Annotated in this window: 1 protein-coding gene and 1 pseudogene; both read left to right on the forward strand. The window is 60.7% G+C overall.

Annotated features, from left to right (window positions below):
- The first annotated feature begins 230 nt into the window (after window positions 1–230).
- Window positions 231–854 (forward strand): nitrile hydratase subunit alpha, encoded by a 624-nt coding sequence (nthA, locus tag A2I95_RS40845; RefSeq protein WP_291738007.1) that lies wholly within the window; start codon window positions 231–233, stop codon window positions 852–854.
- A pseudogene (locus A2I95_RS40850) lies at window positions 851–1,135 on the forward strand (nitrile hydratase subunit beta); the annotation flags it as partial. The gene nthA and the pseudogene A2I95_RS40850, both read left to right, overlap by 4 nt.

Raw genomic sequence — 1,135 nt, forward strand, 5'->3', positions numbered from 1 at the left:
AACCACGGCAATAAGGCCGAGAGCCAAAAGAAGATGGATGATGAGAACAACGTTTTCCATGGGCCCCTGCGGCGGTTGGCTGAGTATCGGGCGGTAAATAGGCAAGAATGACCGGGGGGGCAAGGGCGGAGTTTGCTTCTTCAGGGGGCAGGTGCGTAACGTGCGGTCAGAGGTCCTGTGCGGTGCATTGTGACTGGACGCAAGCACTTGCGGCAGGGCAGAGTTTCTTCATGCCCCATGATCATCCGGACCACCCGCACGCCCTTTTGCCGCCCGATCCCGCCTTGCGGGTGAAGGCGCTGGAAACGATTCTCATCCAGAAGGGGTTGATTGATCCCGCCGCGCTGGAGGAGATCATTGATACCTATCAGAACAGGATCGGCCCGCAGAACGGCGCCCGCGTTGTTGCCCGCGCCTGGAGCGATCCGGAGTTCAAGGCGGCGCTGCTGGCGGATGCTGATCCGGTACTGGTAGAGCTTGGCTTCTATGGCCGTCAGGGTGAACATATGGTGGTGGTGGAGAACACGGCCCTGCAGCACAATATGGTCGTTTGCACCCTGTGCAGCTGTTACCCTTGGCCGCTTTTGGGTATTCCGCCGGGCTGGTACAAATCCGACGCCTACCGTGCCCGTGTGGTGCGTGAACCGCGCAAGGTTCTGGCCGAATTCGGCGTGACCTTACCCAGTGAGTCAGCTGTTCGGGTTTGGGACTCCACGGCCGAAGTCCGTTACTTGGTGATCCCGATGCGCCCCGATGGGACCGAGGGACTGGACGAGACGGCTCTGGCACAGCTGGTGACCCGTGATTCTATGATCGGGACGGGATTGGCGCTTTCGCCCGAGGGGGCATCATGAGCCGCGTCCACGATATGGGGGGGCGGTTCGGCGACGGAGCGATCCAGCCGGAACCACAGGGTATCCCACAGTTGGGCGATTAGCAGGCGCGGGCCTTGGCGCTGACATTGGCCAGTGGTTCGCTGGGCCAATGGAACATTGATGTGTCCCGCCACGCGCGCGAATGCTTGTCACCCAAGGACTACGCGCGATTTTCATACTTTGAGAAATGGATCGCCGGCCTGGCGGATTTGCTGGTGGATACCGGTGTTCTGACATTGGAAGACTTGCGCGGTCAGGGC

The organism is Leisingera sp. F5 (genome assembly GCF_001593695.1).